The 14305-nt window shown below is 34.5% G+C and carries 13 protein-coding genes and 1 pseudogene; 1 reads left to right on the top strand and 13 read right to left on the bottom strand.

All coding sequences use genetic code 11. The features are described from left to right. Positions 1-40: 40 nt before the first annotated feature. The 11 genes from RV14_RS05780 to RV14_RS05730 form a co-directional block, all read right to left on the bottom strand. Positions 41-772 carry a YpmS family protein gene (locus RV14_RS05780; RefSeq protein ID WP_071855347.1) on the bottom strand — a complete coding sequence of 244 codons (732 nt, stop codon included), beginning with the start codon at positions 770-772 and terminating at the stop codon, positions 41-43. Between the two features lie 2 nt (positions 773-774). After that, a complete protein-coding gene (locus RV14_RS05775; RefSeq protein WP_071855346.1) occupies positions 775-1659 on the bottom strand; it encodes an SGNH/GDSL hydrolase family protein in 885 nt (294 codons plus the stop codon). Between the two features lie 142 nt (positions 1660-1801). Then, the gene (locus RV14_RS05770; RefSeq protein WP_071855345.1) at positions 1802-2644 is read right to left on the bottom strand and encodes a DegV family protein; all 843 of its coding nucleotides are present in this window, start codon (positions 2642-2644) and stop codon (positions 1802-1804) included. 225 nt (positions 2645-2869) lie between these two features. After that, positions 2870-3367, bottom strand: coding sequence for a dihydrofolate reductase (locus RV14_RS05765; RefSeq protein WP_071855344.1), 498 nt, complete (start codon positions 3365-3367; stop codon positions 2870-2872). A gap of 19 nt (positions 3368-3386) precedes the next feature. Then, entirely contained in the window at positions 3387-4334 is a 948-nt protein-coding gene (locus RV14_RS05760; RefSeq protein ID WP_071855343.1) for a thymidylate synthase, read from the bottom strand. Positions 4335-4343: 9 nt separating this feature from the next. Next, positions 4344-6227 (bottom strand): ABC-F family ATP-binding cassette domain-containing protein, encoded by a 1884-nt coding sequence (locus tag RV14_RS05755; protein WP_071855342.1) that lies wholly within the window; start codon positions 6225-6227, stop codon positions 4344-4346. A gap of 215 nt (positions 6228-6442) precedes the next feature. Then, positions 6443-8527 (bottom strand): cation:proton antiporter, encoded by a 2085-nt coding sequence (locus RV14_RS05750; protein WP_071855341.1) that lies wholly within the window; start codon positions 8525-8527, stop codon positions 6443-6445. A gap of 12 nt (positions 8528-8539) precedes the next feature. Continuing rightward, positions 8540-8815 (bottom strand): hypothetical protein, encoded by a 276-nt coding sequence (locus tag RV14_RS05745; RefSeq protein WP_071855340.1) that lies wholly within the window; start codon positions 8813-8815, stop codon positions 8540-8542. Between the two features lie 231 nt (positions 8816-9046). Beyond that, a complete protein-coding gene (locus tag RV14_RS05740) occupies positions 9047-9502 on the bottom strand; it encodes a hypothetical protein (protein ID WP_071855339.1) in 456 nt (151 codons plus the stop codon). A gap of 170 nt (positions 9503-9672) precedes the next feature. Continuing rightward, on the bottom strand, positions 9673-10881 hold the full coding sequence (locus tag RV14_RS05735) for a CCA tRNA nucleotidyltransferase (protein WP_071855338.1): 1209 nt from the start codon (positions 10879-10881) through the stop codon (positions 9673-9675). Between the two features lie 20 nt (positions 10882-10901). Continuing rightward, positions 10902-11243 (bottom strand): nucleotide pyrophosphohydrolase, encoded by a 342-nt coding sequence (locus tag RV14_RS05730; RefSeq protein ID WP_143139740.1) that lies wholly within the window; start codon positions 11241-11243, stop codon positions 10902-10904. 147 nt (positions 11244-11390) lie between these two features. Here RV14_RS05730 and RV14_RS05725 point away from each other — a divergent pair. Continuing rightward, positions 11391-12300 (top strand): annotated as a pseudogene (locus RV14_RS05725) (YitT family protein). A 171-nt stretch (positions 12301-12471) separates the two neighbouring features. Here the strand turns inward: RV14_RS05725 and RV14_RS05720 are convergent. Continuing rightward, positions 12472-13038: a YpiB family protein gene (locus RV14_RS05720; protein ID WP_071855336.1), complete on the bottom strand. Its 567-nt coding sequence runs from the start codon at positions 13036-13038 to the stop codon at positions 12472-12474. A gap of 5 nt (positions 13039-13043) precedes the next feature. After that, positions 13044-14303 (bottom strand): tetratricopeptide repeat protein, encoded by a 1260-nt coding sequence (locus RV14_RS05715; RefSeq protein WP_071855335.1) that lies wholly within the window; start codon positions 14301-14303, stop codon positions 13044-13046. Positions 14304-14305 lie beyond the last annotated feature (2 nt).

Below are 14305 nucleotides of genomic sequence, written 5' to 3'. Positions count from 1 at the left end.
CGGATCGTTTCTTGAAAAAACAACGCATCAAAATAGCTACCTACAAAAATAGTCGTTCCTTTGTTTTGATGCTACGATCATTCATTTTGTTCGTTGAATCTATGTGGTTTTTCTTTTTATCTTTTGATGTTTTATGCTCTTTGTCGGTACCGCTATCTTTTGGTAAATATAAACTGAAGCGAATATCATCATTTACTAAATCAATTTTGTCTGTTTTGATGTACATACCGTTTTGCATGCGAAAATGATCTAATCGAAGCATGACTGTTAAATCTTCTGTATTTATATCAATCCACTCAGGGATTTTATAGTTACGCTTAATCATATTCATCACATCTTTAATCGGTAAACTTAACGTGCCAATGGAAAGACTTTTTGCCTTTAATTGGACATTCCCGTTTTCCATCATATAAGGATCAAAATAAAGATAAAAATTAATAGGAAATCCCAACACTTCAAATGTGCCATTTAGCATCGCTTCGTTTTCGAGATAAAACGTATATTCAATCTCCTGATCTTTTTGATATTCCGACAAGAAAAAGCTAATGATCTGATTGACCTTTTTTTTGTTCGTATTGATGGTTAATACTGGTTCTCCTTGCCTTTGAGTAATGGGCGGTATCTCTGCAAAATCCGGCTCGCGATTCGCAAAAATACGTGTACCTAAAAAAAGACTCAATCCAAAAACAACACCTAAAAGGAGCAAAAAAGCCCATTTCCAATAATATTTTTCTTTGCCTTCCATAGAACTATTTTTTGAAACTTTTTCCATTTTTATTTGTCCTCCTTAGGCAACCATTGTTCCTGAGTGTCAATTAGTTTATCTCGCACTGCATTTGCCATTAACTGGTATCCTAAATTATTAGGATGAAAGTGATCTCCTTCATACAAGACATTATTTTTTATACTTGAAGAGCTTCCTTTAGTACTTGATTGTTCTGTCTCTTCTGATGATTCAGACTCTTGATTTAAACCTTGGTACAACAACTCATTGATTGGAATGAAATAGCAATGACTAAAATGTTTGACTACTGCTTCAGTACCAGCATTCCAATCATTTACGACGGTCTGCATGTCAGTTATTTCTGGGAAATTCAAATAAAATGGGTTATAGATACCAAGAATATACAAAGGAACATGATCATTTAATGTTCTGATCTCTTCAATCAAATTTTTTAAATTTTCTTGGTATTTTTTTAACGGTTTTTTAAAAGATTCAACACGGATGCCTAACAAATCATTTTGGATGACTTTCATTAAATCATTCCCGCCGACAGTCAAGGTAATTAAATCAGCTGTTTTTATATTTCGTTGAATTTCTTCTTTTTTCTTGATTCGTTTTAAAATTTGGTCGCTTCGTTCTCCATTTACTCCATAGTTTTCAATCTCAACAGCAGTCAAATTATAGCGTTCTTTCAAGTCATCGGCGACCAGTGGAACAAAACCACCTTGTTTTGTTTGATCTCCTATCCCTTCAGTTAACGAATCACCAATAGCTACATAATGAATTTTTTTCTTTTGATCTGCAAAGCGACTAATTGCTACGGGCTTCAATAGAGGCTTAGCTTTTGGTAGAGATAGTGTTAAACTAGCATAAACAACACTAGCAATAAGTATTGGGAACAAAATAAGCCATAACAAACGTCTTGTTAATTTCATGTGATTCACCTCACCGCGTTCAATTGTTACATATATTATCAAAAATTTAAATAAAAATGTATAGTTTATAAAAAATAAAAAAGAATAGAATAAAAAAAGGATAAAACCAACGGCTAGTCAGCCTCTGATTTATCCTAATAAATTAGTCAATGTAATACATGATTGCAAATGCATTTTTTCCTGTATGAGTTGCGATCACTGGGTTAGTGTGTAATACGGGAATAGCCATTTCAGGAAATATTTCTTGCAAACCTTCTTTAAATTCTTGCGCTAATTCTTGGGCATCTGCATGAGAAATACCAATTTGGCGAACATTGTTTTTTTCTTTTAATTCCTTTTTTAACTGATTAAACCATTTATCAAATGTTTTCTTTCCACGTCCTTTAGTAACTGGAATCAATTCCCCGTGAGTAAAGTTCATGACAGCGCGAATATTTAATACACTTGAAAGCAAGCCAGTTGTTCGACTGATGCGCCCACCTTTTACTAAATTATCTAAAGTGGAAATTCCTATATACAATTTTGTATTCTCTTTAATTTTTTTGATTTCTGCAAGAATTTCATCTAAAGTTTTTCCTTCTTTTGCTAGTTCTGCTGCACGAATCACTTGAAAGGATAATCCTTGATCAGTTGTGTCACTATCAATCACCGTCACTTTTGTTTTGGTTAGGTTGCTAGCTTGACGAGCTGCTTCAACAGTTCCACTCAAGCCTTTCGTCATGTGAATAGATAAGACCTCACTGCCATCTGCTCCAAGAGAATCATACATCGAAATAAATTCACCAATTGGCGGTTGACTTGTTTTAGGTAACGTTTTTGCTTGCGCCATCATCTCCATAAATTTTTCTCCACCCAATTGATCATCATCAGGATAAACAACACCATCAATCATTATTGCTAATGGCATCACTTGGATATTTAGATTATCTCGCACAGTTTTTTCCATTGTACAAGAAGAATCTGTTACGATTTTTACGTTTGTCATACTTTCTCACTCTTCCTTTAACAAGATGCCTTTTGTTTACTTAGAGTAAATAAAAAAAGACAATTTCTTTTTTTAGTATAACAGACAACAAAATTTTTTTCATTAAATACCTCTAGAAGTAACGCCGTTCTTGTGAAAATCATTTGTTTTGATTATTGATGCGCTCCTAAAAAAAACTATACGTTAAAATGTTGCGCAAACTCAAAAAAACACACAAGACAAAATTTATTCACTTTCTTTTCGTTGATAGGTTTCAAATTGATGATCATAAGGATTTTTTTCATCCGTTTTCCCTTGACTGATATTGATTAATGACCATTTATTCCAATCAATATCCGGAAAATACGTATCTCCTTTAAAAGAATGATGAATGACAGTCCGATACAATACCGTACAAAAGGGAAGGAATTCTTTGTAAATCACTGATCCACCAGCAATAAATAAAATACCGTCAGTCTTTTGTTCATATTCTAGTACTTCTTCTAGATCGTGCATCACCGTCACGTGATCTGCTTGGTAGTTTTTGTCTCGTGTCATAACGATCGTCTGACGATTAGGTAGCGGACGACTTCCCATTCCCTCAAATGTTTTTCTTCCCATTACTAAAGTATTTTCTTTGGTCATTTGCTTAAAAAATTTCAAATCACTCGGCAATCGCCAAGGAAGTTTATCCTCTTTGCCGATCAAACCGTTTTCATCTTGTGCCCAAATTGCCGCTAACATCTACTCATCCTTTCTACGGCTATACCGCAATAGGCGCTTTAATTGCAGGATGCGGATTATAACCTTCTACTTTTATATCATCCATTTCAAAATCAAACACAGATTTTTTTTCTGTATTTAAAATCAATTGAGGAAAAGCACGTACTTCTCTTGAAAGCTGTTCCTTCATTTGTTCTGTATGGTTTAAATATAAATGGGCATCACCTAACGTATGAATAAATTCTCCAACTTTCAACCCTGTTTCATGAGCAATTAAATGAGTTAATAAAGCATAACTTGCAATATTAAAAGGTACACCAAGGAATACATCGCCACTACGTTGATAAAGTTGGCAACTCAAACGTCCATCGTAAACGTAAAATTGGAACATGGTGTGACACGGCGGCAAAGCCATACTAGGTACATCTTCTGGGTTCCATGCAGAAACAATCAAACGTCTTGAATCTGGTGTTTTTTTAATTGCTGTGATGACTTCGTTAATTTGGTCAATAAAACGTCCATCTTTTTTTTCCCAATGGCGCCATTGATACCCATAGATATGTCCTAAGTCACCATGCTTTTCGGCAAACACTTCATCTTTCAAAATTTTTTCACAAAATAAACGACTTTGTTCTTTGTAACGTACATTAAATTCAGGGTCGATTAAACTTCTGTGACCAAAATCTGTCATATCTGGACCTTGATACGCATCACTTTTAATGTAACGTTCAAATGCCCATTCGTCCCATATGTGGTTGTTATTTTGTAATAGATAGCGTATATTAGTATCTCCTTTTAAAAACCATAACAATTCGCTTTTAATCAATCCAAAAGGAACACGTTTTGTAGTTAATAGCGGGAAACCTTTTTGGAGATTAAAACGCATTTGATAGCCAAAAATACTACGTGTTCCTGTACCCGTTCGGTCGCCTTTTACCTGTCCTTCTTCTAGTAATTTTCTGCCTAAATCAAGGTATGCTTGTTCCATTTTTTCCTCCTAATCTTCTGCCCATTCGCTTAAGTATTCCCAACGAATCATTTTCTCTTCCAATTTTTTTTCAACCTCTGAAACTTCCATTTGTAGTTCTTGTAAACGGATGAAATTATCGCCTTGCTGTGTCATTTTCTCTTGAAGCACAATCATTTTTTCTTCTAATTCTGCAATTTCATCTTCAATTGTTTCCCATTCTTTTTGCTCCATATAAGAGAGTTTCTTTTTAATTGAAGGAATACTCTTTTCTTTTTCAAAGGGTGGATGCTCTTCTTTTTGTTTCACTTCTTTTTTCTTCATTAAATAACTCGACATGTCACCGTAATATAACTCTTGTTTGGCATTTCCTTGAAAAACAAGTAATTTTTCTGCAACTTTGTCTAAAAAATAGCGATCATGAGACACCGTAATTACTGCTCCCGGAAAGTTCTTAAAGTATTCTTCTAAGATTGTCAACGTCGCAATATCTAGATCATTTGTTGGTTCATCTAATAATAAAACATTAGGTTGTTGAACCAGTAATTTCAATAAATAAAGCCGACGTTTTTCACCGCCTGATAACTTTTTAATCAATGTGCCGTGCATAAACCGAGGAAATAGAAATCTTTCCAGTAATTCCGCAATACCGATGGATGTACCATCTGTCGTTTGTGCTTCTTCTGCTGCTTCTTGTAAATAAGCAATCAATCGTTTTTCTGGATCCATTTCTTCATTTTCTTGTGTATAATAAGCAATACGAACCGTTTCTCCAACTGTAAAAATGCCCTCATCTAAAGAAAGTCGTCCTGCTAGAATATTCAATAAAGTTGATTTACCAGCCCCATTTTTTCCAGTTATTCCTAAACGTTCTCTTGATTGAATTAGCAAATTTAACCGATCAAACAATAAATGTTCATCAATTAAATAACGTCCATTTTTAATTTCCAGTACTTTCTTTCCTAAACGTTTCGTCGCAATATTTAATTCTAACTCTTCTTCATGATTTACTTGGTAAAGATTTTCTTTGAGCTGTTCAAATCGATTGATACGAGCTTGCTGCTTCGTACCCCGTGCTTGAACACCGGCTCTCATCCAAGCTAATTCTTGTTTATACAACCGTTTACGTTTTTCTTCTTGTTCAATCTCTACACGTTCTCTTTCAGCTTTTTCTAAAAGATATGCTTCATAGTTTCCTTTGTATTCATGAAGTTTACCAAAAGAAAGCTCAAAAATTCGATTCGTCACGCGATCTAGGAAATAACGATCGTGAGTAACCATCAATAAAGCACCACGGTACTGTTTTAAATAGTTTTCTAACCATTCGATAGCTTCATAATCTAAATGATTTGTCGGCTCATCTAATAGCAATAAATCAGGTTCATCAATTAAAACTTTTGCTAAACTTACCCGTTTCTTTTGTCCACCTGAAAGTGTACTGATGGATTGATTGAGTTCACTGATTCCTAATTTCTGTAAAACAATCTTTGCATTTGTATCTGTTGACCACGCATCCTCTTTATTCATTTGCTCTTCTGCTTTTAAATATCGCTCTTGGATGCTCTTTTCTTCGCTATTTTCAGCTAACGCCATTAGAGCTTCTTCATACTCCTTTACCGTACGAATCAAGGAACTATCTCCTTGAAATACAGCTTGAAGAACTGTCAATTCATCAGAAAATTCTGCTGTTTGCGACAGATAGCCAATTCGATAATCACTTGGATAAAAAAACGTTTGTCCATCGCCTTCTCCACTATCAACACCGGCTAAAACATTTAATAGACTTGTTTTTCCAGTTCCATTCGTTCCAATCAAACCAATTCGATCTTTTTCATGAATCAAAAAAGAAATTTGATGAAACAATTCTTTTTCTCCATAGGTTTTATTGAGGTCAGTTACTTTTAATTCTTTCAATCCATTCCCTCCTCATCTTGGTCATTGTATCATAAAATAAATTAATAACAGATGTTTTTTATATTAAAAGAAAGAGTTTTTTGAAAACTTTGGCTGGCAACGCTGTATTATTACGTAAATAGCAACAAACAATCAATAACTCTTGACTGTTTGTTGCTATTTTAAAGTACAGTAACACTCGCTTGATAAGAAAGTCCCCGCAACCCGCACGCTCTTTATTTCAATTTCTTAGCAGAAACTGAACGCTTTCTTGCACGTAACACAAACCGATAGGAAAAATCATTCATTGGTTGATTCATCGTATAAGATTCAAGCAAATTGATATTTTTTCGATAACGATTTGCAGAAAAAGTTGTAATTTTTTCTGCTTCTTCATATTCATCAACGATTTTACGTTCAAGATAATAACCTCGTAACATCTTTTTAGAATAAAGACTGTCTTGCTGAATCATCCAAGCAGAAATTAAGTTGCCAGAAACCATTTTTATTCCTTGAATTTTTCTTTGTTGAATAAAAAAGTCTACCGTTGTTTCATTATATACGTCGGTTAAGTTTTCTAAGCTTTCTATAATTAGCTGGGTATTTTTTTGATAGGTTGTGCGAATTCCTTGGATGTCTTTTTCTGAAATCAATGTTTTTCGATCTGCTTTTTGTCGTTGCCAAAACATTTTGGGATGTAAAATGATCCGAATCAATCGCCGAACAAAAATAAACCAGAAACCAACAAATGAGAGAAACTGACTAGTAATTGAATGTTCAAAATTTGAAAGAAAACGCGAATAAAAGCGATAACCACTTGAAGAAAGCTGTCCAGAACGATAACTTTCATCTAATCCATCCCGTTCAATCGACAAAATTAATGCTTGAATTTCTTGTACTTCTTGTTTTTCATCTTCTGAAAGACCTTTTAAGTATAAATCACGTATGCGGTCTTGATAATTTTCAATAACTGCTTCTGTCGCTAAATATTCTTTTGAATCTTTTTCTAGAGTTTTCAGTTCATTTTTTAATACTTCTACCACATCTTCCAAAATCATCAACGCATTTAGATCCATTTTTACTGTTTTTTCGGTTTCTGTCAGTATAGGCAAAATAATCATTCCTACAATCAACGTCACTAAGATAACACCAGCAGTTAAAAATAGCAATAACGAACGTTGGTAAAAAAATAGATTATTGATCGAAAAAGGCAGAATAAAGATCGTGGCTAAGCTAACCGTTCCTTTTACACCGCCAAAAGTCAAAATTAGTATTTCATTCAATTGTCCTTTTACGTTTTCTCCTTTATTTTTAAATAGATAAAAAAGACCAATTGAAATAAACCGAATCACAAATAAAATAACAGAGATCAGTAAAATCGTCCATAAAAGCAGCCAATTTGAATAAAGACCGTCGCCCCATACAGGAGAAAAAACTTGTGTTAACTCAATTCCTAAAAAAATAAATACTAATGCGTTAAGTGTAAAGGTAATCGTTGTCCATGTGCTATCAGACAAACTCGACAATTCCGCATCAAACACTGAGATTTTTCTAAATCCGGAAGCTTGCAATATCCCTGCTACTACTGCGGCAATAATTCCTGAAACGTTCACTACTTCTGCTAGCACATAAGCTAAAAACGGCAACAGCAATTCAATTAATAGATAACCCGTTACATCTCTAGCAGAAGCTTTTTCAATCAAATTGATCACTCTTCTTTTGACCCATACAAGTAAAAAACCTACGACTGCTCCGCCAATACTGGAAAAAACTAAACTCCATCCCGCATGGACTGCAGAAAACGAACCCGTAATCAACGCTGCCAAAGCAAACTGGAAGGCTGTAACACCTGAGGCATCATTTAATAGCCCCTCTCCTTCTAAAATATGCATGGCTTTTTTAGGAATGTTTACTCGACCGGACAAAGAACTTACTGCAACAGCATCCGTCGGTCCAAGCGCTGCACCAAATGCAAAACAAGCAGCTAAAGGAACACTCGGCAATAAAAACGATAACGTGATTCCCACTCCGACTAACGTGAGAATGACCCCACCAAAAGCCAAAAATAAAATCGTATCAAAGTTTTTAAGAATGGACGAAACGTCTGCTTTTTCTCCTTCACGAAAAAGTAACGGAGCAATGATCATGACCAAAAAGAGTTCTGGTTCAAAGTTAATCAATTGCCCCCATTTGGTTAACCCTAAAATAATTCCAAGAAATATTTGAATCAGTGGAGCTGGGATCGTTGGTAAAATGCGGCTAGCTATGTTAGATAGCGTGATTGTTACTGCAAATACGATTACTAACTCGGCAAATTCCATGGTCCATCCCCTTTATTTTTTATTTTGAGCGAGCACCTTTAGAAATTGTTCTTTCTTTTTTAATATTTTATTTTCTACTGCTTCTGCTTGAACGGCATTTCCTTCTAATTCACATTGCACTCGTTTTGATTCCAAACGAAGTAAGTCATGTTTTAACCGTTCAAGTTGGCGATACATGAGAATATTTCTTTTACGTAGCTTGCAAAGAATTTGGCGACGATCTTCCACAGTAAATGTGCCGTAACGAGCTTGCAATAGTTTTTTTTGTACTTCAAAACTCTTTCTCATTTTTAGTTCTCCTAGATGCAAACTTCGCTTGCTATCATCAAGCATCTATTCGTAAAAAAGTTATGTACACCAAGTTTCTTATACAAGAGTAGATGCTTTTAAAAAGGTACGAAATTTGCTTAAATTTCAGTACCCTATTCTATTCCAAAAAAACTAAAATAGCAAGTACTGAAAAAAGCTAAAAAAGGAGCTGAGCCAAAATTAACACTCCTTTTTTAGCGTTGCTTTAATTTATTCAAAATATTCGCCGTAGATATCTTCCACACGTTGTTCTGGGTTGATAACAATGTAAAGATTCCCAGTTTTTTCACTTATCTTCGTTGACTGATATTTGTTGTCCAATCCTTCTGTTCCTTTATCAAGATAAGGAAAATAAACAAGATCCGGAGTACCGTTACGATAAAGGATTTCCATTCGTTCAATATCTTCATATTTTAATGCACGATGAAACATGCCCATTTCTAATCCACCCAAGTTAATGTCATGGGTTGCAACAGAGTCACCTTCATGAAAAATTTCAATTTTAAAACCAGCACATGGATGAATTTCTATAAATTCACTGCCGTTGATGCGCCCAAAACTTGTTGTTATCTGCTTGATCCATAGATCACCAATATGACGGCGATCAATTGTCCACGTCTCGCCGTTTCGGAAATAAAATTTTAGCGCTGTCATTTCTTTACTCATAAAAAAATCTCCTTTTGACGTCATTTATTCTAATGCACTCTTATATTAGCATAAATTTCCTACTTACGTCACATCGAAAGTTGTTGTTTAAAAAATATATTCTATTAAAAAAACTAAATTTTCCAGTATAACTCATCTTTTATTATAAAATATTCGTTGAAAAAATTGAATCAGAAAGTGTTATTTTGTTTTAAATAAACAAATAATTCATCGCTTTTATTCACCACTTTTGCTGCAACCACCGCCTCTTCAGCTAATTGTAGCGCTTCACTAATCCATTTTCCAGGTTTCTTGCCACTTTCAGTCAGAAGCATTTTTCCATCAATTGCGAGTTCTCCCATTGATTTAATGGGCAGTCGGTCATACTGTTGTGCGACTTTTTTTAGTTGGGGCATTTCACCAAAATAAAACATCAGTTCTTCTACTTTTAATGCCGCTTCTTTTCCTAAATGATACAAAGTCTGTGCATCCAGCAGCCTTTTTTTTCGCCGATTAAGTCCAAAAACCAACAACTGCACTTCTTTAATCATTTGATTGGAACATTTCCATTGTTTTAAGAAAAAACGAACTTGATTTTCTTGAAGTGCTAATTGATCGATTAATAAAGTCCACGCCTGACTTTCAGTTTTTAATGATTCATTCGGCAAGTCTGAAAAACGCAACAACGCTTCACCATATTCTCTTAATCCCGGACAATAAATGTAGCACTGCGTCTCAACAAACGTTTTTATGCCAACGGAGCGTTCTTTTCCTAACAACATTTTAATAAATTCTACATTGATTCGTTCCACCGAGATTTTTTCTAGCAACGGGTGGTTTTCTTGAATCGCAATTGCCGTCTCTTGTTCTAGCTTAAATCCTAACTGACTGACAAAACGAATCCCGCGCATCATTCGCAAAGCATCCTCGTGAAAACGTTCCTTAGGGTTTCCTACTGCTCGCAGTATTTGGCGCTTTAAATCGGATAAACCATCAAAAAAATCAATGATTTGACCATCTTCTTTTAAAGCAAACGCATTAATCGTAAAATCACGCCGTTTCAAATCTTCCTCAAGTGAGCGTACAAACTCTACATGATCCGGGCGTCTATAATCTTGATAAGCAGATTCTGTACGAAATGTCGTTATTTCATATTGCTCTTCATTCACTAATACTAGTACCGTGCCATGTTCAATACCAATGTCAATAGTTCTTGGAAAAAGCTGTTTAACTTCTTCTGGAAATGCACTAGTAGCAATATCTACATCATGAATTTCTTGCTTTAAAAGAATATCTCTGACACTTCCACCAACAAAATAAGCTTGAAACCCTGCTTGTTCTAATTTATTCAATACAGGGATCGCTTTTTCATACTCTGGCGGTAATTTTTTTAATTTCATTTTTTCCCCTCTTTTGTTCTCTACTTATTCTTTTTTGCTTTTCTTTCAAATCGATTGTGGTCTCTTCGATTAAATTTTTCCATATTTTTTTCAAATACTTCCGTTAAATCAATTTCTAACGAATTTGCCATAGACAAAATGACAAATAAGACATCACCTAATTCTTCATCTACTGAATTTTCATGTTCAGTCACTTTTTTCTTTTTTTCGCCATATGTATGATTGACCTCCCTAGCCAATTCACCGATCTCTTCTGTTAAACGAGCCATCTGTGCTAATGGGGAAAAATAGCCTACTTTAAATTGTTGGATATACTCATCTACTTCTTGTTGCATGCTGCTTAAAGAACGCTCATTCATTATTTCTTCTCCGCCTTTCTTCTTTATATTACATATTACCAAAAATTCTTGATAAATCCTAGAAAAGAGCGATTGAGAAAAGGAGGATTCCATGCTACATTAAGTAATGTAATCTTTTGAAAAGATCTATCTCAATTAAGGAGGGATTGCGTGGTCTCAATAAAAACATTAAAAGAAGTCGTTCTGATTATTGTTGGCACAAGTATTTATGCTTTTGGACTTGTTTATTTAAATATTGCCAATAATTTAGCAGAAGGAGGAGTTTCAGGAATCACCTTAATTTTGCGTGCTTTATTTGGCATTGATCCCGCCTATTCTACACTTTTAATCAATATTCCTTTAATTTTACTTGGAGGAAAAATTTTAGGAAAGCGATCTTTTGTCTATACGATTTTAGGAACGATCTTTCTGTCAACTTTTTTGTGGATATGGCAACGCGTTCCTTTACAAATCAATCTTCAGCATGATTTATTAATTGTTTCATTGTTAGCCGGGGTGATTGCAGGAACCGGAAGCGGTCTTGTTTATCGGATGGGCGGAACAACCGGCGGAAGTGATATTATCGCACGTATTTTAGAAAAATACTATGGCATTTCTATGGGACGTTCACTGTTAGCGTTAGACGTCATCGTCTTATTTGCTTCTCTTTCTTATATTGATTTGAAACGCATGTTGTATACATTAATTGTTTCTTATGTTTTCAGTCGAGTCATTGATTCTATTTTAGACGGCGGCTATTCAGCAAAAGGAATAATCATCGTTTCAACTAAAAACGAAGAAATTGCATCACTTCTTATGACGGAACTAGAACGCGGTGTCACTTTTTTAACTGGAGAAGGAGGAGTTTCTGGTCATTCAAAAAAAAATTATTTACATGGTCGTTAGCTCAAGTGAATTAAATGAAGTCAAGCGAATTGTCCATCACTTAGATAAAAAAGCGTTTCTATCCATTATTAACGTTCATGAAGTTGAAGGAGAAGGTTTTACTTATCTTAAGCCACAAATTAAATTATTGCAACGCCGTCAAGCAAATGAAATAAAAAGAGAGTCACCTAAGTAACTCTCCACTAGCTGCTTCACTTCTAAAAAACTCGTTTACAAATACCCCCAAGCATTAAGTTGAAAACATTCAAATCAGCTAATTCACTCATTTCTTCCTTAATACTCAGGTCAAAACACAGTCTTATTTATTGAAAAGAAAAAGTGCTCATTTTACTTACTTTATACTTTTTTATTGCTGTTTCATATTTTCTGAATTACACCTTACAATCAGTTGATTCACTTCATCAGACAGTTGAAGAAAAGCGTCTTTATCATTTTCTTCAAGTGCTTGATCAATTTGTGTATAAAGCATTTTCAAACGTGCTTCTTGTTCTTTTTCTTTGAAGTAACGTTCAACTTTTTCTATGTCTTCTTCACTGACCGAATCATTCCATGAGACAAAAGGATTCTCTTCTAAGACCATTAAATACTCTTTTGTCTGCCAAGCATTTTCAAAAAAGCATTCTACATATAAAGGTCTTTTCCAGTTTAAACGAATTTCATGAAAAATTTGATCCGTATCCGTAAATTCTTTTCCCTCTAAAAATAACTTTATCGGCTCTTCTTTGAAAGATAAATCACTAAGCCTCAACCCACGTTTTGCTTGGCTTACACCTTCAATAAAATGAACATTGTTTAATATAGCCTCATGATTAGCAAGATAATTTAAAATCCAAAAAACTTCTCTTCGACTAAAGGAAACATGATTCACCATCCAATTTAAGAAAATTTTTTTTTCTTTTACATCTATTAACATTGTACTCACCTCTTTACTAGATCATCTAATAGGGACAGAACCTCCAAATCTCCAGGTTCATGTTCTAAATAACGTATAAGCAACTCTTTAGTTTTAGCTAGCTGTCCTTCTTCTCGTAGGAAAAAGGCATATTCTTTTAGAAAATCAGGTTCATGTTCTAATTCATGAGAAGCTTGTTCATAATGAACAGCCGCTTTAGTAAAATCTTCTAATTCATTATAAGCATGTGCTAAATTCCATTCGGCATATGGATTATCCGTTTCCTCCATTTGTTCAATGATAGAAATAGCTTCTTCATAACGTTCATTTTCTAAATACAAATTACTTAACGTTAGCAACGTTTCATCTTGCTTTTCTCCTACCTCTAAAGCGTTTTGCAAAAATCTTTCGGCTTTTTCTTTTTCATGCAACCGATAAGCATTTTCTGAAGCTAGATGATACAGCTCCACTTGGTAAGGATTTTCATGAATTCCTTCTTCTAACACTTTTTGAGCTTCTTCAATCAATTCTTCTTCTCGTAACGCTTGACCTAAATAAAGATAAAGTGATTGATATTGCGGATTGACTTCCCTTAATTCTTGCAGATAATTGATGGATTTTTCATTTTCTTTTAATTGCAAATTAACGAAAGCTAATTGAAACAACCGATCATCCGTACGTCCTTCTTTTAACGCTTGCTCTAATGGTTCAATTGCCGCTTCAAACTCTCCTTGCATACTTAACGATTGACCAAAACGCTCTTGGATAGAAACACCAGAAAATTCATCCACGCCGATTGTTAATAATCGTTCATAAATCATTGCGGCTTCTTTAAAACGATCAACAGAAAAATAAAGTTCAGCTAAAGCAAATTGAATCAACGATTCTTCTGGCAACAATGCTGCGGCTTCTTTCAATTTTGCTTCACTGACTTCCGGAATGCCAATTACTTGGTACAAATCAGCAATAGCCACTAATGCTTGTGGATACTCCTTGCTTTCTTTAGAAATTCGTTCTAAATATTCAAACGCTCGATCCATTTCGTTGTCTTCAATAGCAATCTCAGCCAACGGAATATTCCATTCATCGTTTTCAGGATACTGACTAAGTAATTGTTCATAAATGCGTTTTGCTTCTTCTAAAAAGCCAAGTGCTAATAGCTTTTCACCTAGTGAAGCTAATACATCTGTCGAATCTTCTTTTAACGCTTTTTCTAGATAAGACTGCGCTTTTATTAAATCTTCATTAACTAACGCTTGCAGCATTTTTTCACTATTTGTATTCATTT

The sequence above is a fragment of the Enterococcus ratti genome (genome assembly GCF_001886195.1).
Classification (GTDB): Bacteria; Bacillota; Bacilli; order Lactobacillales; family Enterococcaceae; genus Enterococcus_B; species Enterococcus_B ratti.
Note: the sequence above shows the minus strand (reverse complement) of the source record. Positions and strands in the feature narration are given on the sequence as shown.